Here is a 22,413-nt window from a genome sequence, read left to right on the forward strand (position 1 = left end):
GTAACAAGCATGATAACGATTATCACCTTTTACAAATTTATACAATGTCCATTTGGCTGCTTTTTCGCCAGATCAGGGCTTGCTTCCTCTCTCGTTCTCGCCTTAGGTCGTTCACAGTCATTTTTTTACAATCGGGAAGGTACACCCATCCCTTTCCATGCCAAACAAACTAGAAATTTTAACTGCGGGCGAGAAAAAAGGCAAAAATAGGAGATTATTGGCGATATTTGAGAAAAAACGTCCCAAAAAATAGAAATTTTAGCTTTCTTTTTACTATGATAACAATTATCATTATCAGTGTCTTGTACTTTTTCATACTTCCGTGACATCGACATACCTTGTGACCATGCTTTGTTGGATGGGGATTTTGGGAAAAGGAGGAGAATAAACTCGCTTGTCTCATCCGTCTGGTCAACTCGCCGACGGACACCATTTTGAAGAAGAGGAAGGATGCTACATGCAAGCTCAAACGCTGGCTGTCCCGAATAGATGGACCATGCGCGACTTTATTACCTTGGCTATTTTCAACGTCATCATGCTCATCATCATGACTTTTTGTCCCGCCGTCTCGGTTATTTCGCCCCTTTTGGTCGGCGGTCTTACCGGCTTGCTCAACGGCCCGTTTTACATGGTCATGTCCAATAAAATCAGAAAACCGGGAGCGCTGTTTCTCACCGCGATCATTACGGGTCTGTACTTCGTCGGTTTCGGCTATGCCAACTACATGCTGACACTCGCTGTCATCGGGCTGATCGGGGAACTGATCCTCTGGAAAAAAGATGTTTCCGTCCATTCCGCTCGCAATGCCATCGCTTACGGAATTTTTTATGTCGGCTATTCCTTGTGCGGAGTCGTTCCGCTTATTTTCTTCCGCGACTCGTACATGGCGATTTTGAAAAAAACGTACTCGGCGGCGGCTATTGAAAACATGCTTTACTATTTCGATACGCCTAAAATGATCTTGCTCATGTGCTCGATCTCTTTGGTCGGCGGACTGCTCGGCGCTTACTTTGGCCATCTGATGCTGAGAAAGCACGTAAAAAAAGCGAAGCTCGTATAACAACGGAGCGAGAAAGCAGCGACAAAAAGAACCTTGGCGGACAACGCCGCTCAAGGTTCTTTTGACATATTATGTGGGCATGCTCGGGCTTGGCAAATTTGCAAAAGCAGCTTTGTTGATGCCCGCCAGATTCATCGTTTTGCGCAGCTCTTGGGCAAACTCCATGTAGAACAGCTTCTGGTTGTTGCCTCCTGCATACTTTCTCAGCTCGTAATCATTGATCAGCAAAGGATACAGATCTGCTAGATCATGCACCAATACTTTTTGCATATCGTGCTTCGTAATCGATGGCTCAAGCCTGCATTCGTCCACTAAAGCCTGCAACGTCTCCGCCAACGCCTGTTCATCGTACGCTGGATGAGCCAGCAAGTAGTTCAAATCGTAGAGGTCTTTAAATCGCGGGCGCACGATCGTCTGATGCAGCTTCCACGCCACCTGGATCGACAGCGGCACCGTGTACGGTACGCAGAAGCTGTCGCCCAGCACAGGCCGGTACTCCAGTGAGACAGGCGCAAGCTGCATGTCGAGGTGAAAGGAAATGTCCAGATACAGCTCGTGATACCGATTGGCTTCGCGCTTTTCTCCCGCAAAATAGTAGGCGATATCGGTATTCACAGTCGGAAAATCGTCCGCCATCGCATAGTCGATCCTTCGCCAAAAGGCGTTCTCGCGGAAACTCCTGAACACGATGCCATCTTGCAAATCCATCTCTGTCGCCCGGATTAATGCGCTTGTAAACGTCTCGTGCGCATGCTCTGCATCGCGAATTTTCCCCGCGTACAAAAAATCGATGTCATCCACGTCCCGCATGTCCGGATTCGCCAAATACTGCCGTGTCAGCAAGCTGCCCTTCAAGACAAACGGCATGTTCACCAAAGCCATTCTTTTTAGCAACGCTTCCAACACGACAAGTTCCCTGGTATCCTCATCCAGGCTGCTCAGGTTTAGATGCAGCTTTTCATTCCCGTTCATAGTGCTATCCCCTTCCTTTCCTGCGCCCTACGAAATCCAGCCGCTGTCCAGTTCCTCTCTGCTGTCGTAAATGCACAACTCGAATTGTTCTTTTACAAGCGCGATTTGCTTTTCCTGCAAAGCAATATGAATCTGCTTGACCCGCTCGTAAAACTGCGCTTCGCTCTCGTACTCCCGAACCGTCACAAACCTGACTTTTCCGTTCGGATTGAGCGAGTTTCGAGAGATATGTCCAGCGGATGGCTTGCACAGTTGTTTCAGTCCGTCGACATCCTCGATCTCCACTTTTCCATGCCATTCAAAATACGGCTTGAATCGCTCTGTAATCGGCGCGTGAAAATAGGCCGTTTCCTTTGGCGAAATCTCTACTTTTTTACGGACAACCGTAAATCCGCCCTCCTGAAACACAGCGGCAATCCTGTCCATCTCGCGCTTGGCTGCCTGAAAGTCCGGGCGCTGGATCACCCCCGTCATCATCGGCTGGTGGATGTAATTCCCTTTGTCGAGGACAATCATCAGCGGTTTTACTTGCTGCTCTTGGCAGATGCCGATAAACGCTGCTTTGTCTTCTATAGCGACGTCGTCAAGTGTGACGTGAAATTCGAACTCCATGGAGTCACTTCCTCTGTTTGCTGATTTTTGCCTTTGTTTTTTCCACTTGGAAAAAGTTGCTTCTCTCTCCTTGTTAACGGCAAATTTGTCTCCAGATTTTAGGAGTTTACGAGAGTCGGGCGCAAAAAACCGCCAGTTCCTTGGTGGGTTGGCGGTTTTTATTGGTTGTTTTTTCGCTTTTGTCATTAACGCTCACGATTTTTGTCAAGTTGGAGCTCTAGCGAATACGGGGCTGCCATGATGAACTCGTCGTTTTTCTCGCCGGATGGGCCATACGTGTAAATTTGGCCTTTTTGGATGGCCGGGAGACGCTTTCACATCTCACTTTCCAAAATGGCCTCGGTTCCTTTGTCTGTTGCTCCATGCTCAATGCTCCATAGATAAAAATATGATCGCCCGCATATTCCGGCAATAACTCCAGCGAGATCGTCAGGAAACCTTCTTTGATCTCCTTCACCTGCTTTGTTGGCGGCAGAGCGAGCATCTCATAAATCGCCGAGCTTCCGCAGTTGCCACCTTCAGCCGCCATGACGTACAGCCCATTGTATCCGCTCTGCACGATTGGCACCGTCTCGCTTTCCTTGACGATTCCCGCTATTTTCGCTTTCGCTTGCTCGACCTTTGCTTCATACTCCTTGATCCACTGCTTGGCCTCCTGCTCCTTGCCGAAAATCGCGCTGACCTTGCGGAATTTCTCCAAAGGCCCTGCCTGTCTTCAGCCCTCCCAGTACGTGGAAAGCACCCTCGTTCCAACCTTTTGGTACTGCTCAATATTTTCATCAATCGAGCCAATGATGAGATCCGGCTCCAAATTAGTCAACTTCTCTAGGTTCATCGGAAATTCGCCCAAATCTTCAATGTTTTGCAAAACGTCTTGAGAGATATTGGATTTGCTGATCCACGCCTCGTTCAGCATATAGCTTCTGACCCCTACCGGCACAATCCCGAGCTTCAACAAGTGACCCATATACTACACCTAGACCAATGCCCTTCGCTGCACGCCAGGGCATTGGGCAATCATGGCTGCCGCATAATGCTCATGAATGTAACACACTTTAACAGCTTGGCGATGCGGTAAGGGTTCGTTCCCTCCACATATTCTCGAAAGATGTACTTTACGGTGCTGGCTTGTTGCTCATCCTGAACCACTTTTCCATTCAGTAATCTGTAGCCGTAAGGGACACCGCCGCCAGCGTATTGATTCTTTCTGGTGGTAGCAATCCGTCCGCTTTTCGTGCGCTCGTTAATAATCTTCCGTTCAAACTCGGCAAAGCCGCCAATCATCTGCAAAAAGATCATACCTTGTGGAGTAGAAGTGTCCATACGTTCAGTGACGCTAATGAAAGCCATTCCGTTTGGCTCCAGTTCTTCCTCGATCAAATCCAGCAGATGGTTCAGACGTCTGCGGATACGGTCTGCCTTGGTGACGGCAATGCCGCTAAATTCATTCTCCGACCCTTGAATGTATCGTAGCATTCTCTGATAGCCTGACCGTTCCTTCGTATTCCCGCTAATACCTTCATCCTTGAAACTTGCTTCTAGCTTGTTGCAATATTTCGACCAACTGCTCTAACGAGCCGTCGCTTTTCTGCTTCTGCATATCCCTGAGCTTGTCGTTCTCCCGAATCAGCGCCGCAACATTCATCTGAACTTTAATGATCGCATCTTCCATCTCTCTAATTTCAGCAGGGTCAGGCTTGTCCTTCTGTTCCTCCTGCTGAATACGCATTAGCATACGCCGTATCCGTAACGCTGAAAGCCGATACTCGCTATCCACCTGTACATTCGGGTCGGTTGGAACCTGATAGTACAACTCTTGCTCTTCCTCCGTTAGCGTATCTAGCCAGATCGTTTCATACAGTCCATGCTTCAAGGCATTTTTGTTGCCTTTTAAACGCTCACTATGCTTCGCCCTGTCCTTCGGACCTGTGGATTTTCCACCATGCAACCTGCAACGTCCATTCTTTAGAGCCGTTTTTTTACAAGCTTCACTGCTTTTCGTCTTTGCTCCGCATTGTTTCTGTTCCATTTTTATATCCCCTAACCTCATTTCATGGGGTATCGTTTCCCCGACCGGGGGGAGGACTTCTTGCCTTCAAGCTGTTTATCCATCTGTTTTCTGCTACGTAAGGATATTCTCTAACCGTGTTTCATTACATGTTCAATATTCTTGTTCATCCGTAAAGCAGGATTCTACTAATACTTTCCTCCTACTATCTTCCCTCTGTTTCTTATGCAACTGAAACTCCTCAAGCTGTTCCGTTTTAGCAATAAACGTAAAGCAGTCAAAGTACATACGTGTTAGTTCTGCCTTCGTTTCGATCTCGTGAAGTAACAGTTCCCATAAGAATTCTTCATGTTTCGTCATTGTGCTATTTCCTCCTGTGACTTTCGTATTTGGTTGCTCTCGTGGTTTCGTGCCTGCTGCGGTAAAATGTCCTTGGTTGTACGTTTGAATAGGTGTGCTGCCTAAGAGAGTCCGGCTGCATGTGTTATTTCTTAGATCGCTTTGCCTTGCGCTCCCAGTATCTGCGCTCGTACTCTTTCACTTTCAGACGATTCTCCGGCTTCTGTCTCCATTTGCGCCAATACTCACGTTCGTATTGTCTTCTGTATTCCCGACGTACTTCCAATGCTTCGGGGCTTAGTTGCGCCATTCGTCTAGTCCTCCATCACCAATTCAATAATATCCTCATCATCTACAATCTCCATAAATCCTTCTTCTTTTGCCGAATCAATAATCTCTTCTAGTGGTTCAAATTCTTTTATCAACTTCCTACTCAACTCTGTTCCCCTCCAATTCTGTCAGCTTTGCTCGTTGTGACTCCAATAGCTGTTCCGTTTCCTGTATTTGTTCCTTTGCTCGTTTTACCATTAGCACAGCTTCTCGTTCTGTCTCTTCCAGTTCCATTTGTTGACGAGCTAATACATTTTCATTGTGCTGGACAGTCTCCCGCAATCCAGATGCTTCTCGTACCAAGCTATCTATACGACGCAGGATTTCCAGTCTTGGGTGTCCGTCCTTCTGATCTGCTAGATGGTTATAGTAATCAGCCTGTTCGAGTAGCTTCCTTACTTCTGTTGCTACATTTGGGTCGGTACTGCCAGAACGTTTTAACTCGTCCACCTGTTGCCGTAACTCCCGTGCTTTCTGGCAGTAACCTCTCACTTCCTCTACGATTGCCTGATACTCTGCTTGGACCTGAGCAATCAAACCCAATGTTTCCACTACTTTTTGTGCTTGTTTCGCCATTTTCCTTTTCCTCCTTTGATTTTGAACATGCAAAAAAAGCTCATTCCTACTCATAAAACAAGTTGGAAAGAGCTTTGAAAGTTTATCAAGTGTTTGAATTATTTAGTGTTTGGTTTGTTGGTTGTATTGTACGATCTTGTTGTTGGAGTTGTAAACGGATTTACACAAAACTTTTGACAGACCCGAATGTTGGTTTAAATCGCCACTAAGCAGCCCACTCAATATTGAAAAAAAGTAACAATAACTTACTCGGCACAACCATTATCTAGCGCATCCAAGGTTTCATCACTAATATCTAGTGGTTCCCTTTCAACTCGATTTGCAAGCGAAAGAAAATCAGTAGCACCAGCTACATTCAAATAACCTGCCCTTATAAAGAAATGGCCACCTCTTTCATATAGCTTTATTGCTGGCTCAAACAAATCTTTATTATCAATAGCAATTTGATTTCCTTCATCAATGAGTGCGTTTAACTCTAAATAACTGGTAGCAATTTCTCTAACATAACTATTGTCAATCTCCTTTAGTATTTGTAATTCATCAACACTCAATTGTGACTTAGTTATCGAATTTGAAATGATAATAAAAGGATACCTACAAGGCCCAGGATAATATTGAAAAAATATTGATGCTCTTCTTAAGTATTCTTTACTCAAATGAACATGTGATCTTGCTTGCTTGTTTCCAATACAACTCCAATCTATTGCGGAAATACGCTTAATTGCCTGATTAAAATTTTCCATCAATTATTTCGCTCCATCTTCTCTATTTTTATTGCCCAAAAACTTTTTTCGAATAATAGTCATATGCACCAGGAAGTTCAAATGAAGGTTGATCAGAAGCTACATCATGTGCACCAGGAGGATCTGAACCAAAATCATCAGTATCTTTTTGATACGAACCAGGATTTTTATATGGGTAGCCTTGTTTCATTTTTTCACTTTCAGTTAATTCATGTTTAGCTAACTCTTGAAACCACTTTTTTTGTTTTGGATCCAGCTCACCTTTTTGTGCTTCTTTCCATATAAACCCAACTTCTAAATCAGGAGTAAAGTGGCCAACTCTATAACTTTGATTATCTAAAGGGATGTTATGTGTATCAAAAAACATGTGTTGTTTCATAGCCCTAATTTCTTCTATTGTCATACCAGTATTTTTTGCAACCTGCTCAATATCAGTCATACCAACACTTCTAATATCATCATAATCCTTTGATGCAGCTTTATATTCTTTTTCTTGAAATTCATCCATAAATGTGGGTGTATAATCATCTACACGCTTGTATTCATTCCAATCAACCTTTTTAAGGGTAGGTATTGATTCAGGAACATTACCCGTCCCCTATGTTGTAAAGCTAAACTATTAAAAAGGAACGGTGGTTGCTAGATGTACTAGCAATACCACCTGTCAGCTTGCTTGTTTTTCTGCTTGTTCAGGGAGACGGAACGCTGTTTTGTGCTTCATCATGCCGTAGATGATGTTGACTAACCGCCGCATGACACATACCAAGGCTTGCGTTGGTGTTTTGCCTTCTTCTTTCTTGCGGTTGAAGTATTCGTAAAAGAGCGGATTGCGTGGCTTTTTGCTCCCTTTTGAAACTTGCACTTGCTGGACAGCTAGGTTGTAAAACAAACCATGCAGTATCCGATTACCTTGTCTGCTTTTTTGATTCGTACCTTTGCCGCCGGAACTGAAATTGACAGGTGCTACCCCTGCAAAACGTGCCAGTTTGTCTGCGCTAGGGAAACGAATTATGTCGCCAATTTCAGCTACTAAAGCAGATGCCGTTACCAAATCAATTCCTGCCATCGTTTCCAGTTGGTAGTCCAGCCGTTTCATCATACCTTGTAGTTCGCCTTCTACAAATTCTATTTCCTTTTTATTGAACTGTATATCCCGCACATGACTCTGAATTAAAAAGTCTCGTTGTTCCTGATAGCTTCTCGTTGTATCACCATCTGCTTGCACGAGTGCCAGTATTTCTTCTGCCTTCCTTGTCAAACACGCATTGTTACTTGATTTCCGTAAAAACTCCGCAAATTCTTCTACCGAAGCACCGTTTAGTAAGTGCGGGGCAGGGTACTTCTCCCAAAATGCCAACGCACATTTGCCGTCGATGTCGCTAAAGAACTTTTTGTAACTGGGGTAATGGTAACTGAGTTGCGTGTGCAATTGGTTTTTAAGGGAGATCAATCCCTTTACCAAGCCATTCCTTCTCGTCACCAGTTGACCAATCGTCCAGTATACGTCTTGCGGGTTTGCCTCGGGCAAGATGTCCAACTTGTTTAACAGGATTCTTGCTACACACTCCGCATCCCAGCTATCGCTTTTTTGTGTGGTCGGGTAACTTTGACGCTCGGCATACGACAGAGCAGAATTGACCTCCTTCACCTGCTGTTTATTCTCTAACAGGTACACCGCTAACGAACGACCATACCCGCCTACATCTTCCAGTCCATACACAGGGGTCATGCCTCGATTCTTGAATTGCTTGACATACGTGATCAGTTCATCAAAAGCGGCGGGCTTGTTCTCAACCGTAATTTCCCCCAGTTTCTCGTCCCAACAGTTGATCACCACCGCCGTATGTGTTTTCTTGTGCAGGTCAACTCCAATGTAAATATGCTTCTGTTTGTAGTGCATGCAAGGCATCACCTCTGTCTATGAAGTACGTTAAAAGGTAAAAAATGTCGGCAACCTCAGCTCAAGCGTTAGTCAACAAGTGACCCGCAACGGGACGCCAGCCAGTCCATTTTCTAATTGTTCAACGTCTCTATACCTACATATATTGAAACTTCAATGGTTTTTAAGTACCTTGCAAAAATATTTTTCGACAATCCTTTACACAACGGGTAAACAGTGATGCGTAGTATATGATAATTTCCAAAATCTGCACAACCCGTATGTTTCCTGTCGTTTCCCTCTGTGGGAAGGTCGTATACTGTATATACGAAATCGTTACACCAATCGCTGTTGAATCTGCGGTTTATGCTGCCCCCAGCAATGCCGTACAAGGTACTTCAACTAGCGATACCCATTGTTCCCTTGCGAGCCTGTTGAAATCAACGTGATACGGGCTTGCAAGGGTTTCTTTTACCCCTTTTCGTATCCGTTGCGTATACATCTCTGCTCCGTCCCTCATGTTACGAATCTGATCCGCCCTTTTTCTAGGGAGTATATCCCAATCCGTTACCACCGCCGCAAAATACTTCTCGTTCTGCTCTGGAGGATACCTGCCCACATCCGACAGCAATAATTTTTGGTCTGGTTTATATACAATCTCAATGCGGCTCAACTCGTGGTCAAGCCTGATCTTCTGATTCTCCCATAGCTCCAGCCTCTTATCGTAAATGCGGCAGTATCCGTTTGTCTTGCGCTGATGGGGCAGTCCGAAATACCTCGTTGTTCCCTCATGAGTCATCTCTCGCCGCATATCGGTAGGGATGACGATGACATTTTCCAATGAAGTCCTCACATCATACGCCACATCACAGCCAACGAAAGTTATCCTGCTTGCCACCTTGCGTATCGGTTCTAGCAACTCATGAAAATGTAAGTAATGTTCGGGGCGAGTCTCTAGCCGCAAGGTATGCAAGTGCCCATCTGTTTCCCTAAAGTTCTTGTAAAATACATGTAAGTAGGCTTCCTTCCCTTTCCGTATATGCAACTCGTAGCAGTAGTCGCCCCAATAGATCGTTGGCTTCGTTTGAAACCCGTTCATAGCCGCGTCTCTCATCAATCTGTAATAAGCCCCAAGCGGCACATCCTTATATTCCATGACAAATTTGTCTATGGATACACTTGCATTCATCACACGCTACACTCCCGTTCTCATACACTTTTTTGCTCCATGCGATTGTAAAATGTAACACTTACTCGACTAATTAAGTAATTATCGGGCGCTGTCCGTTTTAGCCCATTAAACACAAAAAAGCACTTGTCGCCCATTACAGACAATCAAGTGCTCTAAGAGTTGAAGTTTACCAAGTTAGCAGTATCCCCTGAACCACAATCGAATACTGTATGAGGGATTATGACACATGCTTTGTTTGGAGTCAACAAACGTTTAATCCTATGAGATGGTTCGCTCTCGTTTGTATCTCCCCTCATCGGTGTCATTTGTGGTAATCCTACATGAGAACGTCGTCTCGCCCTGTTCTCGTGGGTCTGCTGTGGAGTATGCTCGTATCCTAGTCGAGTACGCCTAACTCACGACGCATTTCAATCTCCAGTTCACGTAACTGCTTTTGCTTGTTAACCAGTTCCTTAAACCATTCCTTGTCCTTCATAGCTAAAGCCATGTCAATCATTTCGTCGTAGTCTTCTGAACACATCATCATTCGCTCTTTGAATTCGCTCATTTGTCCAGCCTCCCAATGTCTACGTAATAATTAGCTGACCTGCCTTGCCTTGTTCCACAACTGGCGGCTAATGATACGAGGGAACACATCTTTCTGCCTAATGCCGTTCTGTTCCTTTTGCCCGTTGTAGGTATTGAAACCTGTGTATGTCTCATTTCTAAGGATGTTCGTCACTTGCACAACCGTCCATGCCTTCCCTGTCTTCGTCAAAATGCCAGCTTTGTTCAGCAGCTTGGCAATGCGGTAGGGGTTCGTTCCCTCTACATATTCTTGAAAGATGTGCTTTACGATACTTGCTTGCTGCTCATCCAGCACCATGTTTCCGTTCAGCAGTCTATACCCATACGGAACACCTCCACCAGCGTATTGATTCTTTCTAGCCGTGGCAATTCGTCCGTTTTTCGTGCGTTCATTGATCGTGGCACGTTCAAACTCAGCAAAACCGCCGAGCATTTGTAAAAATATTTTCCCTTGCGGAGTTGAGGTATCCATTCGCTCCGTCACACTAATGAACGCCATGCCGTTTGGCTCCAGTTCTTCTTCGATCAAGTCCAGCAGATGATTCAATTGACGGTGGATACGGTCTGATTTCGTCACGACAATCCCGCCAACCTCATGTTCGGGCTGCTGAATGTAATACAGCATATCTTGATAACCATCTCGTTCTATTGTGCTGCCGCTAACTCCTTCGTCCTTGAAGATCGCTGCCAGTTGCCAGCCCTGACTCACGCAAAACGCTTCAATCTGCCTTACCTGTTCACTAATGGATGTGTTCTCCATCTGACTGTCCGAGGAGATACGCACATAGCCTACCCATTTCTTGACCTTCGTTTCCTTCATGTAAATGCCTCCTGTTTTTTGTAACACCATACGACCTTACGGAAGGCATTTACAATTCCTTTTATCCTTCCTGCCGTTCTTTTACCGTGATCGTGGTAAAACAAATTTATTTTGAATTTTGCCATCCTACCGCTTCAATCACAAAAAAGGGAACGAACAAGCTTCATCACCTGTTTGTCCCCCCTCTGTTAGCGTTCGTATTCCTTCCTTGCATGATCTTTCCTTGCACGCTCAAGTATTTCATTCAGCCGATCTAATGACCCATCATTTTTACTTTTGTTTATTTCTAACAGCCTGCTACTTTCCCTTACAAGGCTTACCTTGTTCATTCCAATTCTCGTTATTCCTTCTTCAATGGCTCGTATTAGGGCATGATTCGGCTTTTTCTTCTGCTCTTCTTGTTTAATGCGCCGCATCATACGAAGAATGCGTACTTCCGATAACTTTAACTCACTTTCAACTTGTGCCTTCGGGTCAGTTGATACATGGGCTAACAGTTCCCGTTCCTCGTCCGTCAATGTATCCTCCCAGATCGTTTCATACAGTCCATGCTTTAATGCGTTTTTATTACCCTTTAGCTTACTGGGGTCTTTCGGTCCAGTGGATTTTCCCCCATGAAACCTACAACGTCCGTTTACTAAAGCGGCTTTTTTACATAGTCCGCCGGTTCTCGTATTTGCTCCGCACAGCTTTTTTTCCATCCTTTCACCGCCTAACCTCAATTCATGGGGTTCGTTTCCCCGACCGTGGGGAGGTCTACACCCCCCAGCCGCTCAATCCATCAAAGTTTATCAGTTACTTTTCAACTAATCGCATTTCAGTTACTCGCATTTGCTTCTTGCTGTGCCTTTACTTCCCTGAATGCTTCAAACTCTTCACGTAGTCCTGCTGCATTGATGTAGTCTATATAGTCGTCTAGTAGGTAAGCGTTTCGTAACAACATATCGTTTGCCGCACTTAGTTCTTCCCATAGGAACTTTTCATACTCTGTCATTTCGTTCATCTTTGTTATGCCCCTCCTGTAACCGTCAAAATTGGTTTGTCTCGTATTTTCTGTTTCAGGAGCAAGTAAATTACGGTATGAGCCTCCCGCAACGTATACTTGCCCCCGTCTCGTTGGTTTGCACGTATTCTTGCGTTAGCTCCTTTGCCTTACGTTCCCAATATCGTCGCTCGTACTCTTTTTGCTTCTCTTTGTTTTCAGGTTTTTGCCGCCATCTGCGCCGATACTCACGTTCATACTGTCTTCTATATTCCCGATGTGCTTCCAATGCTTCCGAGCTTAATTTCACCATAACGTTCATCCCTCCTTGGGTTACACTTTTCCTGTAGCTCTGTTGAGCGTTTCCTGTACTGCGTCTTGAATGGTAGCTACCAACTCTTCTGTAGAGCCGATTCCTTCGATTTCAATTTCGTCATCCACGATTTCGTCGTCACCAAAGAACTTCTCTGTTGCACTCGTAACAAGTCCTTTAATCTTGGCGAGTTGTAGAGCTTCTGGATTTGCCGGTACCGGAACAGCAGATAGTTCTAGCAGCTCTTGCTTCTTGTACAGGGTGCCGCCGCTTTGTCGTGGTTCAAACTCCTTGCCTAGGAATCCAACCGAAGTCGCTTTCATGAAACCGCCTTTATATAGTTCATAGACGGTATCCGCTAAGGGGTACAGCCCTTTCACCGGAAATTCAATGTCGAATACCAGTTGTTTATTCTCTACTCGCACATCTAGCGCTCGTCCAATCGGGGGAACCGTATAGTCATGCGCCCAGAGGAACACAGGGTTTTTCTTGTAATTTTCAAGTTGCCAGCCAGTAGCACGAATAACGTCCCGATCTCTGTCCTCTGTTTCGGTTGAGCCTATAAACCTAAGAACTCTATTTTCTGTTGGACTCTTTAACTGTTTGACCTGTACACGAATTGAATGTTTCATCTGATTAGCCCTCCAATTCCGCAAGCTTTGCCATCTCGTAAGCTAGAAGCCGTTCTGTTTCCTGTACTCGTTTTTCTGCTCGCTGAACCATTGCCACCGCTTCTTCCTTTGCTTCCTCCAGTACCTTACGCTGACGAGCTAACACGCTTTGGTTGTGCTGTACAGTTCCCCTCAATGCAGATGCTTCACGCTGTAAATCTTCAATGTAACGAATTGCTTCTTGCTTTTCATGACGGTCTTTCTGATCCCCTAACAATTCAAACCGTTTAGCTTGATCTAATAACTGCCGGATCTCGGCTCCTACCTGTGCATCTGTGCGCCCCGACAGTTCCAACTCTGCCGCCTTCTCCCGCAAGTCCCTTGCCCGTTGCCAAGAACCTCGAATCTCATCCATAAGCTGTTCATAGTCCGCTTGTGCCTGAGTGATTGAGCGTACCGTCTCCTCTACGACTTCCTCTACTACCTGTTCACGTTTTGCCATTCGTTTCGTCCTCCTTTGATTTTGGGCATGCAAAAAAAGCTCATTCCTACTCATAAAACAAGTTGGAAAGAGCTTTTGAAAGTTTGTCAAGTGTTTGAGTTGTTTAGTGTTTGGTTTGTTGATTGTATTGTACGATCTTGGTGTTGGGATTGTAAACCCAAGTTTACACAAAACTTTTGCCAGACCCTTTATACTGTCTTTTTTTACTCTTTTTCATCCAGTTTTTGCTTTAAATATTCAGCAATCACCGTTTCTCCTCTCTCAATAGCAAAAGCATAAGCATCCATATCTTTCATGTTGTCACCAGAGTATTTTATAGATATATCTATATTACTCTCAACTAACAATTTAACAATCTCAAATTGACCACCATATATTGCTGCAAACAGAGGATTTCTTTCTGGTTCACTGGTATCAATCTCAATATTGTGGTTGATAAGATATTCTGCAATATCTAAATGTCCTTTTGCACTTGCTCTTTCAAGGGCATTTGTAGAAAACGTTCCACCCTGTGCATTAATATCTATCCCAGCATTAATAAGGTATTCTATTATTTCTAAGTGCCCATGGGCTGATGCTACATGTAACCATGTACCAAAGGGCGTCATCCATTCAAGCATTTCTGGATTTTTTTCAAGCAAAACTCTTAAAATATCCAGTTGATTACTTTTTATAGCACCCCTAATTTCTTTTGCAATTTGATTGTTATCCATTCTAGTTCCCCCATAAAATTCATCTTCTTGAAGCAGCTAATTTTCCAAGATCTTCCAATATTTCAACAAAATCATCATATTCCCCACCTGCAGCATCAACTGCTTTCAATTGTTTTACAACGTTTTCTAAAGCTTCAATGCCATGTTGCCCACTTACTCTATTGGGTGCCCATACTAAATTTTCTCCACCAATTATTGGGTCAATACCATGCTTTCTTAATATATCTTGACCTTCTTGAACAAGTTTTCGTTGAGCTTCACCTAAGCCCTTTTTGAATAAAGTATGGTGCGCATGTGGATCTACCATGTCAACAGGAGGATCACCTTTTAGTCCTCTGAGATACTTACCAAAATCAATTTTTAGTAATACTTCATAATACTCCGAAGCAATACCTAAATCACTCATCTTCTTGCTAATTTGAGAAAGCTCTTCTGGGGTGAATTTATTATTTTGAATAGCATTCTTAAGGTTATTCATCTTAGTATGACTGATATTGCCTGACGCATCAACAATATCATCTAGATACTCGTTTACAAGATTACCCGTCTCCTCAGCCCCTGCCTTCTCCTTCTCATGAGGCTGATTTTTATTAGCATCATTCCCCTTCTTATCAGTAACTGGCTCATCATGATGAGAATGCCCGGAATCTCCGCTTGCCTTTCCTCCTTTTGGCGGCGTTATTTCATGTGGAATGTCCTTATTACGAGGAGCCTCACTGACATGGCCCTTTGACGTCTCAATATGCTGCAGCCCATGTCCATCTTTTTTGTCTTTAAAGAAAGAAATGTTCCAAACCGAAAAGCTTTGCCCAAAAACCGGATCGACCATTACCTCCTCTTTAATTCGGATCTTCTCGAAGATTTGTTTCAGCATGTTATGCTGATACTTTTCCGTTAGCAAATCAAAATCCTTCAACACATCATCAAATAGCTTGGCCTTCGTCTTGAGTTTCCCGTCCTTAAGTGGCGTGCCTTCCAGCAGGTCATCTACACCGGACCTGTGCAAGAGACCGCCTCTCCCTTTTCCGCCGTCCGCATCCATATCTGCATGGGGTTGCTTGCAATGCGGCGCGTCCACATCCAACTTCGCCACCGATTTGCCGCCTTTTAATGCTGCTGTGCCCATTCCACCGCTATACACCGCCAGTACGGCTTCCGCTACGACCATGTCTTTCTTAAATTCGTTTTGCCCTTTTGCGTAGCTTTCTTCGACCGAGCGGGTCCACAGACCGCCGTGCAAATTATCCTGTTTGTACTTCTCGTCTTTTACAAAAGGGTCGATGTAATCGTTGTATAATCCTGTCCCGATCGAGACGGCTGCTTCGCCTGCATCTTGGGCTACGTCCTGCCATGATTTTTTGCCCGAAGCCACGTTCTCTACATATTCGGCTGTGTTCGTGGCGACTTCCACTGCTCCTTTGGCCAGATTGTTCCTCTCGGTCAGCGAACCGACTTCGGAGCCGCTCACAAACTCATACAAGCTTTGGGCGTCATCGCCTCCCAAAACACCTGTCACAACCAGGTCGCCCGCGTCTACCGCCGCCCCCCACAAACCAGCCAACGTATCCCCAAAGGCCGCAAACTTCCCTTCCACCTCTGCGATCTGGTTATCCAAGATGCGTTTCGCCATGACCGCAAGAATCCCGTTGGCCGCTACATCTTGCTCAAACGCACTTAACAGTTGCGGAAAAGAATGCCGGGCACTCGCTTCCAGCTGAATGTTTTCACTGCTCGCATTTGCTTCTTCGATTAACTCTAGGGCATCTCCTGCCGTTTTGACCGTCAATCCTTCTGTGCCGGACAAATGAACAGCCGCACCGCTCAGGCTCACGGCGCCCTTTCCTTGAATCCGCACCTGCGAAGCACTATTGAAACTGACGCCCGCATCCTTATTCATGGAGATATACAACATGCCCTCCTGCGCCGTCATCGTCAGCTCTTTGTCGCCCAGCGTAAACTCTTTGCCTTGGGGATTGCCGAACGATTTGACTCCCGGGTCCTGCATTTTTTTCGCTTGCTTCTGGACGGCTTCGCCTTGCGGGGCGTGGCGCACGGAGTTCATGACCATGCCGTCGTCCTCTTCGGCACCAGGGAAGTACAGCTTGACCTTGGAACCAAGCTCTGGCATGAGGTATAAAATCTGGTTGCCTTCTGCGGCGTACGGGAACCATTGGGCTTTGCTTGCGTCTTGTTTTTGGTCCATATTCAAGTGAATTTTGACCTGGTTGCGGCCAACCTGAATGATTTTGCCGTCGATGGCTGCGCCGATAATCGCGGAGTTGTACAGCTTCGTCTGTTTGACCGATTCAGGCACAGCGCACACGTAAGTCCACTTCAACAGTCCCTGCTCCAGCGTTCCCACAACCTTCGTGATGACAAACGTTCGGCCGTCACGCTGCACTTCATCGCCGATGTGCAGCCACTCGTCGTGAGCGAAGGTGTACGTCGTGTACTGGTATTCGGACAGCGAGGATGCGCCGTTCGCCGCTTTTTTCATATATGGCGCAATCGCCCGGTTGACCTCGTACGGAGCCGCTTCCAGCTTGATCTGTTTGCGTCCCTCGGGCATCCCGATCCAGAAACGCACCTTGTGGTCACTGACATCCGGGACGAGGACGGCTCCCACATGCGAAGCGATGCGCCTGACAAACGTCCAGTCCGTCTCCTCGTACTGCATGATGAACTTGCCCTGCTTTTTTTCGTCAAAAGCTTGGTCGATGAAATCTCCGCCCGGATAGACGGACAAAGCTTCCTCGACGACATCCCGGTACAGGCGGTCTACCTGTTGAAAAGAGCGTGTTTTCGGACTCAAGTCCATCGCGTATGTATGGGAAATCGCTTGAATCGTCACGTAATGAATATCCCGGACGACTTTGATCTCCACATGCTGCAAGCGGCCCATGAAAATCGGCTTTTTCGCCGCGCCCTGTTTCCCGTACAGCCCGATGCCGTCGTGATTGCTGGCCAGATGGATGATTTCCTCTTCTTTGTCTTCCGGGACGATTCCGGTCAGACGCAAAGTCGCATGCGTGCCCGTCTGATGCAAAAATGTCAGGCTGTCCAGCCGGATCGGTCCATACGGCCAGACGACTTGCAAATCGTGATAGGCCATGACGCCATCTGTTGCCTGCATGTCATTTCCCTCCCTTTTTCAGGTCGCAGGTTGACGTCAATCTTGTCCGTCCTTGTCAATGGTGATGATGCCTGAGGCAGTGCAAACCAGCCGCGATTTGCTCAGCAAAGCGGGTTCGTTATCCACCAGCACATCCTCTTTTCCGTCCGTCCACTTTTCCGGCGTCTGCGGCACGCACTGGCTTCCCGTCAGCTTGCAAAATCCGAAGCAGCCAATATTCGCACCCGAAGCGTGATCTGCGACGTTCATGACAGGCTTTCCGCGACTGTACACTCCGTGGCACGTAGGCAAGTTTAGCACCCCGGGGTCTGTTCCTTGCGAGCATTTTGCTGTCGCGCCGCGTACGACATACGAATACTCTTCGCCAAATATTCCTGCACTCAGCGCCCTGAGCAAGTTTTCCAGCATATCCCTCTCTCCTTTCCCACTCATTCACCAAAAGCTTATACGCCCTCGCTTATCTTGAGAGTCCGGATCAATGCGGTCGCAAGCGGCTGCCACACCCACGCTTCACTCGCCGAAAACACCAGGCTGCCAAAAAAAGCTCTCCCGTTTAGCGACGTCGCGAACATGATCTGATAAAAGTTACCGTCTGGCTTCGGAACGACATATTCGTAACTCGCCATTAACCGCCCAGCTTGCTCCCACACATCGTTTTTTACGATCTGCAAACCTGGCGTCTTGCTTTTGATCTGTGCCGTCATCTCACGCAAAAAAATTTCGCTCTCATTCACCGAAAGCGCATGGGTCATATGGTTGAGACCAAGCAAAATCGTGCCTGCTTCGTCCTGAAAAGCCAGCTGCTCATGCTGCTGTGCCGTGCTGCTTTTGCCTACCAGTCCTCTCGGCATAAGCTGGAGCGTGCGCGGCAAAATCATGCTTACCTGTCCGTCGAAGATCACTTTCTCCTCAAACGCGAACGTGCGCCCGTCATGCTCCATGCTTCCAAGCTCCGCAGCCGCCAGACATTCTTCCCAGGTCAACTGTGGTCGCTGCCGACTCATCTCCTCCAGCTGCCGCTTCATTTGCAGCTCATTCCACACATCCAAAATTTTTTCATCCCAATGTTCTGTCATGTCTGTCTCCCCGACTCGATCTCCACTTTTTGCAATACGAAACCAGTCAAGCCTCTACGCAGAAAACTTTCCGCCGCATCCAGACTCACCACGATGTACGGCTCCAAAATGCCTTGCACCGAGAAGAAATGGTGTCGCTTTACCTTTTCGTAGTCCAGCACCATTCTTTTCAACGCTCCATTCTGGTGAAACTCGCTGCCCACGGATAGCGCATCCACCGGGGGAACCTGCATGATCCAATACACATTCCGATCGTTTTGTTGTCGGTCGATCAAATCGACGCGTTTCCAACGAATGCCCAGATTGTACTTGGCGGTAATGGATTTCATCCGGTCGGACAGCATGTACAACGGCCTGTCCAACCAATCCGGATACGTGAGGCTCCCCTCCGACCGGACTTCCAAAACAGTCACGGGCAAAAGCGCCTCGATCCCCTCTTCCAGTGGCAAGCCAGTGGGCTGCACCTTCCGCGAGATACGCCTGTCCTCCGTGAGCAAATAGTAATCCCGCACCGTGATCACCTCCTTCATTCCGTTGCCCAGCAAATCTCTTCCCGTTGTTCGTCCGTCAACGCAAACCGATCCTGATCCCGTTCCAAAAAGATCGCCTGTCGTAAATTTGCTCCGCAGAAGCTTGCCCTGTATAGACGAGAATGGCGAAAATCCGCCCCCTCCAGATTCGCCTGATCAAACCGGATGCCAAGCAAGCCTGGTTGCCTATACCGTTTGTCATTGCTTGTCTGTCCGTCTGTGTAAGTGAAATTGGCCCCACGAAGGTCGCTTTGGCGAAAATCGGCATCGCAAAGCAACGAATGGCGAAAGTCAGCGTTTGTCAGCTTGCTGCCGATCCAGCGCGTACCCATCAGCACGCATTGACGAAACTCGCTGTTAGCCAGATCACTGCTGCTAAAGTCGTTGAATCGCAAATCCAGCCCGTCCGCCTTGATCTCGCGCAACTGCATGTTGGCAAATGTTTCGTGCGTACACTGCGCCCCTTTTGTTTGCTCCAGCAGCTTTCTCGCTTCCTCTTCTTCTCTCGCCTGGATATCTTCCACATAGACCGGCTCGCTCAAATCTTTAAACTCGCCCACCCGGATTTGAAATCGCTGCGCTTTTTCCAATTGCTTGTACTCTGGCAGCTTGACCACTTCTGATAGGGAGAGACGGGCAAGAGCTGTCACGAATTGGGCAAAAAAGTCCAACTCCTTGAGCACCATCCGTTCTACATCCGGTGCATCCAGCACGCCCATGTACCTTTTGCGCCGCTCTTCCAAAAGTCGCAGAAGTCCGGAGATTTCTTGAAAAGCCCAGCCTGCGTCATAGCGGGAAAAGCAAGCCGCCTCATCCCAATACCATTTGTCTGTATAAGCTTCGAGCAAATATTGGTTTGATCCGTCCAACACGGACGTGCGCAACAGCGAAAGGTGAATAAATCCGACAGCTGGCATAACACCTCGTGCCTGCCTTTCTTTAATCTGGATGGCAAACTGCCGCATCGCTTCCACAAAATCCGCTACGAGCCGCTCCCTGTTTTCCAGAAAAAAAGATTCCAAAGCCGCAACACATTCTTCCAGCGCAGGCAAAGCGACCTGCTCGTACAGATGCTGGAGCGCTTCCGCTTTTTTCATGGCTGAACGAGCCTCCTAGTTCATCTTGATTTCCGAGCCCTTCATTTCAATTTTGTCTTCCAACGTAATCGTGTTCCCTTTGCCTGTCAGCTCGATCTTTTGCGCATTAATGTGTATCGTGTTTCCAGACATGTTGATGTCTTGTCCGGCTGTAATGTTCACGTTTTGGTTGCTCACAATCGATATTCCGTGCTTGTCGCTGATCGTAATCGACATCTCCCCCGCGGAAATGACGATTTTATCGGGAGCCAGCACAATTTCTTTTCCGTATTTCGTACGAAACGTCTTGACCGCCGGATCTTTCATCCGATCGTTTCCGCCGCCGCTTCCTCCTGCGGCAGCAGCTCCGCCTCCCGAGCCGCCTGACTTTTTCTTGGCATCCGGTTTGGCGTCTGGAATATCCTTCAGAACCGAGCTGATAGCTATCCCGTCCTCTTCCTTCTTGCTGGGAAAATAAATCCGGATTTGATCGTTGACCTCCGGCATGACGTACCAGCCCGTCTGGTTTTCGGATGTGTAAATCGTCGAGTACGGAAACCAGTAAGCTGTGCTCTGGTCTTGCTGGTCATCCATGTCCAGCTTGGCCCGCACATTGTCATTTTGGATCTGGAGCACGCGTCCCTGGATGGAAGCCCCGATGATCGCATGATTGTACAGCTTCTTGCGGTACATGCCTTTGCGCGGAAACAGCTTGTACGTATGCGTCAAAATGCCGTCCTTGATTTCTGAGACAGCTTCCCCGACCACAAGCGGCCTGTTTTTGAACTGGACTTCGTTGCCTACCTCAAGAACTTGCTCACTCTCTACCTCGTACACCGTATAGTCTTGCTCGTTGATTCCGGGAATCTTATTTTCCGAATCGCTTTGGAACTCGCCCACCCGCTTGTGGACGGTGTAGTGGCCAGCCGTCAATTTGCCCTTGTCCTGGCCGCTTGGCAGTCCAAAGAAAAATTTAGGCAGCGGAAAAGTCGTGGCGGGAACAAGACCGGTATAGAAGCGCGAAGCCATTCTTTTCAGAAACTGCCAGTCTGTCTCCTCGTATTGCATGATAAAGGTGCCAAGCGTTTTGCCTTTGGTAACCGAGTCGATAAAATCGGCTTTACCATACGCTGACAGTACCGTCTTCACCAGATTGGCATACGTCATCGCCGGGTTTTGGAAGGAGCGCTTCTTCGTTTTGACATCGAGCAAATACGTGTACGAAACCGCCTCTACCGACAAGTAATACACGCCCCGACTCGCTTTGACATTGACCCGCAGCACAATCCCCTCAAACCAGGCTGTCGGCTTTCCTTTTCCGTCCGTCAAAACGATTTTGACAGGTGTTTGCGAATTGGTTTGATTCACATAGCTATCCTTCTGCTCCTCGGAAATGATTCCGGTAAACCAAAGCCGCGCGTGCTCGTTCATTTTTTTCACGACTTTCAACGTTTGCAAATGAGTCAGTTCATACGGCATCACTTGGATGTTCTTGTAGGTGAAAAACTGGCTGCTCATCGAATCCCTCCCGTCTGGCTACTGCCTGATTGTTGCCATCCCGCTTCCGCTAATCCACAATCACCCGCTGCCGCCCGGACGCCCGCCACTCTTGTTTGGGCTTGTCGCCGCTCTTCGCCTCTTCCAAAATACGCCCCAAATAGCTGACGATCTGCGGGTTGGAGCTGGCGCGATAGCCGAAGCCCAACCGGGTGCTTATATAATGAAGAATCAGGTCGCGCTCCACTCGCTCGGCGTTGATTCCTTGCGTGGCAAAAGCGAGGTCGAAGGCGTTTGTCGTTTTGGTCTTCAACAGCTCGTGCGAAAAATAACGCAAGATCGCCGGAGCGAGTGTCGGGTATTGCTGGCCTGCATATTCCACATTCGTGAAATTCCACGTGTTGTACTCTGTTGTCAAATCGAGAAAATACGGGTAATCCGAGCGCAGCTTCGCGCCTTCCTTGAGCTTGAAACGGCCCAGCTCGCGCTCATCCGTCCCGATGTCCATGTTCGTATCGAGCACATAGTGCGTCTCGTACGCCAAAAAGTCGGTCAACGTCGTCTGCTCGTCGAAACGTATTTTCAGCATCGTCTCCTTGCCTGTCGCTTCGTACGGGAGCCGTTCCTCGCGATCCAGCAAATAAATCCGGCCTTGATGCTTGATGATGCCGCGGCCGACGACGAGCTGTCCGTCCTCGACCGCAACGTCCATGCCGGAAATAATTCCGTCCGTGTAGGCGAGAAAATGCAGCTCGGCGAGATGTCTCGGATAGTCCCGCAAGTTTTCGAGCATTTCCCGCTTGAGAATCCGCCCCTTGTGAAATTGGGGAGAGAGATGGGAAAACAAGGCTGTTCCCCCCTTCTTGTTCATATGGATTAGGT

At 47.2% G+C, this 22,413-nt stretch carries 30 protein-coding genes; 2 read left to right on the plus strand and 28 right to left on the minus strand.

Annotated elements, in window-relative coordinates; translation table 11 throughout:
- Positions 1–457: 457 nt before the first annotated feature.
- Positions 458–1,060 (plus strand): MptD family putative ECF transporter S component, encoded by a 603-nt coding sequence (locus NST23_RS21070; protein WP_063227909.1) that lies wholly within the window; start codon positions 458–460, stop codon positions 1,058–1,060.
- A gap of 69 nt (positions 1,061–1,129) precedes the next feature.
- On the opposite strand, the gene NST23_RS21075 is transcribed toward NST23_RS21070, so the two are convergent.
- The 22 genes from NST23_RS21075 to NST23_RS21180 all read right to left on the minus strand — a co-directional run bounded on the left by NST23_RS21075 (position 1,130) and on the right by NST23_RS21180 (position 17,070).
- Positions 1,130–2,032, minus strand: coding sequence for a nucleotidyl transferase AbiEii/AbiGii toxin family protein (locus NST23_RS21075; protein ID WP_173596780.1), 903 nt, complete (start codon positions 2,030–2,032; stop codon positions 1,130–1,132).
- 27 nt (positions 2,033–2,059) lie between these two features.
- Positions 2,060–2,644, minus strand: a complete 585-nt coding sequence (locus tag NST23_RS21080) for a hypothetical protein (RefSeq protein WP_173596779.1) — start codon at positions 2,642–2,644, stop codon at positions 2,060–2,062.
- Between the two features lie 217 nt (positions 2,645–2,861).
- The gene (locus NST23_RS21085; RefSeq protein ID WP_254223355.1) at positions 2,862–3,344 is read right to left on the minus strand and encodes an ABC transporter substrate-binding protein; all 483 of its coding nucleotides are present in this window, start codon (positions 3,342–3,344) and stop codon (positions 2,862–2,864) included.
- Between the two features lie 15 nt (positions 3,345–3,359).
- The gene (locus tag NST23_RS21090) at positions 3,360–3,611 is read right to left on the minus strand and encodes a hypothetical protein (RefSeq protein WP_254223356.1); all 252 of its coding nucleotides are present in this window, start codon (positions 3,609–3,611) and stop codon (positions 3,360–3,362) included.
- Between the two features lie 50 nt (positions 3,612–3,661).
- Complete coding sequence (locus tag NST23_RS21095; RefSeq protein WP_274875374.1) at positions 3,662–4,159, minus strand: recombinase family protein; 498 nt, start codon at positions 4,157–4,159, stop codon at positions 3,662–3,664.
- Between the two features lie 4 nt (positions 4,160–4,163).
- Entirely contained in the window at positions 4,164–4,673 is a 510-nt protein-coding gene (locus tag NST23_RS21100) for an HGGxSTG domain-containing protein (RefSeq protein WP_217022361.1), read from the minus strand.
- Positions 4,674–4,805: 132 nt separating this feature from the next.
- Complete coding sequence (locus NST23_RS21105) at positions 4,806–5,012, minus strand: hypothetical protein (protein ID WP_122966719.1); 207 nt, start codon at positions 5,010–5,012, stop codon at positions 4,806–4,808.
- Between the two features lie 124 nt (positions 5,013–5,136).
- A complete protein-coding gene (locus NST23_RS21110) occupies positions 5,137–5,301 on the minus strand; it encodes a hypothetical protein (RefSeq protein WP_167470393.1) in 165 nt (54 codons plus the stop codon).
- Between the two features lie 4 nt (positions 5,302–5,305).
- Entirely contained in the window at positions 5,306–5,428 is a 123-nt protein-coding gene (locus NST23_RS21115; protein ID WP_274874194.1) for a hypothetical protein, read from the minus strand.
- Positions 5,421–5,897: a hypothetical protein gene (locus NST23_RS21120; RefSeq protein WP_217022362.1), complete on the minus strand. Its 477-nt coding sequence runs from the start codon at positions 5,895–5,897 to the stop codon at positions 5,421–5,423. Before NST23_RS21120 ends, NST23_RS21115 begins: the two co-directional genes overlap by 8 nt.
- Before the next feature lie 245 nt (positions 5,898–6,142).
- Complete coding sequence (locus NST23_RS21125) at positions 6,143–6,640, minus strand: hypothetical protein (RefSeq protein WP_217022363.1); 498 nt, start codon at positions 6,638–6,640, stop codon at positions 6,143–6,145.
- A gap of 28 nt (positions 6,641–6,668) precedes the next feature.
- Complete coding sequence (locus NST23_RS21130) at positions 6,669–7,148, minus strand: hypothetical protein (RefSeq protein WP_217022364.1); 480 nt, start codon at positions 7,146–7,148, stop codon at positions 6,669–6,671.
- A gap of 156 nt (positions 7,149–7,304) precedes the next feature.
- Complete coding sequence (locus NST23_RS21135; protein ID WP_340964519.1) at positions 7,305–8,540, minus strand: IS110 family transposase; 1,236 nt, start codon at positions 8,538–8,540, stop codon at positions 7,305–7,307.
- Positions 8,541–8,883: 343 nt separating this feature from the next.
- Positions 8,884–9,708: a replication initiation protein gene (locus tag NST23_RS21140; protein ID WP_217022366.1), complete on the minus strand. Its 825-nt coding sequence runs from the start codon at positions 9,706–9,708 to the stop codon at positions 8,884–8,886.
- Between the two features lie 379 nt (positions 9,709–10,087).
- The gene (locus tag NST23_RS21145) at positions 10,088–10,258 is read right to left on the minus strand and encodes an IDEAL domain-containing protein (protein ID WP_217022367.1); all 171 of its coding nucleotides are present in this window, start codon (positions 10,256–10,258) and stop codon (positions 10,088–10,090) included.
- 30 nt (positions 10,259–10,288) lie between these two features.
- Positions 10,289–11,098 (minus strand): recombinase family protein, encoded by an 810-nt coding sequence (locus tag NST23_RS21150; protein ID WP_254223357.1) that lies wholly within the window; start codon positions 11,096–11,098, stop codon positions 10,289–10,291.
- A 188-nt stretch (positions 11,099–11,286) separates the two neighbouring features.
- Positions 11,287–11,799, minus strand: a complete 513-nt coding sequence (locus NST23_RS21155; RefSeq protein ID WP_217022369.1) for an HGGxSTG domain-containing protein — start codon at positions 11,797–11,799, stop codon at positions 11,287–11,289.
- Positions 11,800–11,915: 116 nt separating this feature from the next.
- Positions 11,916–12,101 carry a hypothetical protein gene (locus tag NST23_RS21160; protein ID WP_019534772.1) on the minus strand — a complete coding sequence of 62 codons (186 nt, stop codon included), beginning with the start codon at positions 12,099–12,101 and terminating at the stop codon, positions 11,916–11,918.
- Between the two features lie 312 nt (positions 12,102–12,413).
- Entirely contained in the window at positions 12,414–13,025 is a 612-nt protein-coding gene (locus NST23_RS21165) for an HK97 family phage prohead protease (RefSeq protein WP_174769232.1), read from the minus strand.
- Between the two features lie 4 nt (positions 13,026–13,029).
- Positions 13,030–13,506 carry a hypothetical protein gene (locus tag NST23_RS21170; protein WP_122966715.1) on the minus strand — a complete coding sequence of 159 codons (477 nt, stop codon included), beginning with the start codon at positions 13,504–13,506 and terminating at the stop codon, positions 13,030–13,032.
- Positions 13,507–13,709: 203 nt separating this feature from the next.
- Positions 13,710–14,219: an ankyrin repeat domain-containing protein gene (locus NST23_RS21175; RefSeq protein ID WP_122966714.1), complete on the minus strand. Its 510-nt coding sequence runs from the start codon at positions 14,217–14,219 to the stop codon at positions 13,710–13,712.
- Between the two features lie 19 nt (positions 14,220–14,238).
- Entirely contained in the window at positions 14,239–17,070 is a 2,832-nt protein-coding gene (locus NST23_RS21180) for a late control protein (RefSeq protein ID WP_340964522.1), read from the minus strand.
- On the opposite strand from NST23_RS21180, the gene NST23_RS21185 reads away from it, so the two are divergent.
- A complete protein-coding gene (locus NST23_RS21185; protein WP_340964524.1) occupies positions 17,059–17,427 on the plus strand; it encodes a hypothetical protein in 369 nt (122 codons plus the stop codon). The genes NST23_RS21180 and NST23_RS21185 overlap by 12 nt on opposite strands.
- Here the strand turns inward: NST23_RS21185 and NST23_RS21190 are convergent.
- From NST23_RS21190 to NST23_RS21215, 6 genes are read right to left on the minus strand one after another with little or no spacing between them, the layout of a single operon-like run.
- On the minus strand, positions 17,389–17,760 hold the full coding sequence (locus tag NST23_RS21190; protein WP_122965909.1) for a DUF4280 domain-containing protein: 372 nt from the start codon (positions 17,758–17,760) through the stop codon (positions 17,389–17,391). The genes NST23_RS21185 and NST23_RS21190 overlap by 39 nt on opposite strands.
- Positions 17,761–17,795: 35 nt before the next feature.
- Complete coding sequence (locus NST23_RS21195; RefSeq protein WP_309539163.1) at positions 17,796–18,428, minus strand: hypothetical protein; 633 nt, start codon at positions 18,426–18,428, stop codon at positions 17,796–17,798.
- The gene (locus NST23_RS21200) at positions 18,425–18,940 is read right to left on the minus strand and encodes a hypothetical protein (RefSeq protein ID WP_281869444.1); all 516 of its coding nucleotides are present in this window, start codon (positions 18,938–18,940) and stop codon (positions 18,425–18,427) included. The genes NST23_RS21195 and NST23_RS21200 overlap by 4 nt, the downstream gene beginning before the upstream one ends.
- 14 nt (positions 18,941–18,954) lie before the next feature.
- The gene (locus NST23_RS21205) at positions 18,955–20,055 is read right to left on the minus strand and encodes a pentapeptide repeat-containing protein (protein WP_242774753.1); all 1,101 of its coding nucleotides are present in this window, start codon (positions 20,053–20,055) and stop codon (positions 18,955–18,957) included.
- Between the two features lie 15 nt (positions 20,056–20,070).
- On the minus strand, positions 20,071–21,552 hold the full coding sequence (locus NST23_RS21210) for a contractile injection system protein, VgrG/Pvc8 family (protein WP_173598228.1): 1,482 nt from the start codon (positions 21,550–21,552) through the stop codon (positions 20,071–20,073).
- A gap of 49 nt (positions 21,553–21,601) precedes the next feature.
- Positions 21,602–22,378 carry a DNA and RNA helicase gene (locus tag NST23_RS21215; protein WP_217022373.1) on the minus strand — a complete coding sequence of 259 codons (777 nt, stop codon included), beginning with the start codon at positions 22,376–22,378 and terminating at the stop codon, positions 21,602–21,604.
- Between the last annotated feature and the right edge of the window lie 35 nt (positions 22,379–22,413).

Origin of the sequence: Brevibacillus sp. FSL K6-0770, assembly GCF_038000275.1 — a bacterium.
Taxonomy (GTDB): Bacteria; Bacillota; Bacilli; order Brevibacillales; family Brevibacillaceae; genus Brevibacillus; species Brevibacillus parabrevis.